At 73.4% G+C, this 2,171-nt stretch carries 1 protein-coding gene; it reads left to right on the plus strand.

Translation table 11 applies throughout. The features are described from left to right. Positions 1 to 281: 281 nt before the first annotated feature. On the plus strand, positions 282 to 2,093 hold the full coding sequence (locus HCN52_RS23880; RefSeq protein WP_168090499.1) for an IucA/IucC family protein: 1,812 nt from the start codon (positions 282 to 284) through the stop codon (positions 2,091 to 2,093). Positions 2,094 to 2,171 lie beyond the last annotated feature (78 nt).

A 2,171-nucleotide genomic window follows, 5' to 3' on the forward strand; every position in this document is an offset into this window, starting at 1 on the left:
CCGGTGAGCGGCGGTGGGGCCGCTCACCGGCCCGTGTCGTGCGGTGCTCGGCCCGGCGGCGGAGCACCGCTCACCGGCCGCGGGGCTCCGCCGTACCCGCTGCGGTGCGCACGCCGGCCGGGGTGCCGCTCGACGCCCTCCCGGGGCCGGGGCAGCGACACGTCGTTGGCCGAATGCGGACTGTTGCGGAATTAGGTAAGCCTTGCCTAAGCTGTGGGCGCGTCCGGGTCCCGTACGCCACGCACGCCCCCCACGTCCCTTCCGCCTCTCGGAGCGACTCCATGCGCGCGCCCCATGACCACCCCGTCCCCCGGCTCGACGCCGTCTCGCCCGCCTCCTGGCGCGAGGCCGGCCGCCGGCTCCTCGCCAAGGCCCTCGGCGAATGGTGCTTCGAGGACATGCTCAAAGCCCTCGACAACGGGGACGGCACCCACCGGGTCGATCTCGACAGCGGCATCACCTACCAGTTCCGCGCCACCCCCGGCGCGTTCGGCTGGCTCCGCGTCGACCCGGACTCCGTCACCCGCACCGGTACCGGCATGCTCGGCAACAGCATCGCCGAACCCGCCTGGGACCCGCAGCGGTTCCTCCTCGACGCCGTCGGCAGCCTCGGCACCGACGCCTCGACCGCCGCCACCTACTTCACCGAACTCTCCGCCACGCACGCCGTGGACGCCGCGCGGCTCGAACACGGCGGCACCCCCGTCTCCCGGCTCCGCGACCTCGGCCACGCGGAACTCGAGTCCCACATGACCGGCCACAACCTGCTGGTCGCCAACAAGGGACGGGTCGGGTTCTCCGCCACCGACGTCCGCGCCTACGCCCCGGAGTCGGCCCGCCCGGTCCACCTCACCTGGCTCGCCGTCCACCGCGGCCTCGCCGACTTCCGCGGCACCCCCGACCTCTCCGAGCGGGAGGTCCTCCACCGCGAACTCGACGCCGACACCCGGGCCGCCTTCACCGCCCGCCTCACCGGAGCCGGTCTCGACCCCGACGGCTACGTCTGGCTGCCCGCCCACCCCTGGCAGTGGGACAACACCCTCCAGACCCTGCACGCCGCGGACATCGCCCAGCGCCGCATCGTGCCGCTCGGGGACAGCCCCGACGCCTACCTGCCCGGCCAGTCGATCCGCACCCTGACCAACGTGACCACCCCGGGCCGCTACGACGTCAAACTGCCGCTGCGCATCCTCAACACCCTGGTGTGGCGCGGGATACCGCCCCACTGCACCGCCGGCGCGCCGGTCGTCACCCAGTGGCTGCGCGGCATGCTGGACTCCGACCCCTACCTCACCGACGAGACCCGCACGGTCTTCCTCGGCGAGGTCGCCTCCGCCACCGTCCGGCACCCCTACCTGGAGACGCTGCCCGACGCCCCGTACCAGTACCTGGAGACCCTCGGCTGCATCTGGCGGGAGCCCGTCGAGGCCCGCCGCGACGCGACCGAACGCGTCCGCACCTTCGCCTCGCTGCTCCACACCGACACCGCCGGCGACGCCTTCGTCGCCGAACTGGTCCGCTCCTCGGGAGCCGAACCCCTCGCCTGGCTGCGGCGGCTCTTCGACACCCTGCTCCACCCGGTGCTGCACGTCCTCCACCGCTACGGGCTCACCTTCAACCCCCACGGGCAGAACACCCTCATCGGATTCGACGAGAACGACCTGCCCACCCGGTTGTACCTCAAGGACTTCGTCGACGACGTCTGCGTCTCCTTCACCGACACCCCCGAACGCGGACCGGAGCCCGACGGCCACGACCACGTGCTGCCGCGCAAGCACCCCTCGGTCATCCGTCAGCACGTCATGGACCAGATCTTCGTCGGCCACTTCCGCTACCTCGCCCCGCTCTGCGCCGACCACCTCGGCGTGCCCGAGGCGGAGTTCTGGCGGGCCGTCCGCAAGACGGTGCTCGCCGCGCGCCGCCGCACCCCGGAACTCGCCGACCGGCACGCCGCCTACGACCTGCTGACCGAGCAGATCCCGCGGTACGGCCTCAACCGCGACCGGATCGTCGTCACCCGGTACGGCGACCGCGCGCTGCGCCACGCGCTCCACCCCAACGGCACGCTGCCCAACCCGCTCGCAGCTCCCTGACGCCGGCCGGCGCCCCGGCCCGTACCACCGAGGGGGACCGGGCGTGAGCGCCGCACCGCTCCGGGAGAGCTCCCCCGC

It is taken from the genome of Streptomyces bohaiensis (assembly GCF_012033785.1).
GTDB classification, from domain to species: domain Bacteria; phylum Actinomycetota; class Actinomycetes; order Streptomycetales; family Streptomycetaceae; genus Streptomyces; species Streptomyces bohaiensis.

Bases quoted from the DNA above. Each gene is read 5' to 3' on its own strand.
- HCN52_RS23880 (WP_168090499.1), top strand. From the start codon at position 282: ATGCGCGCGCCCCATGACCACCCCGTCCCCCGGCTCGACGCCGTCTCG.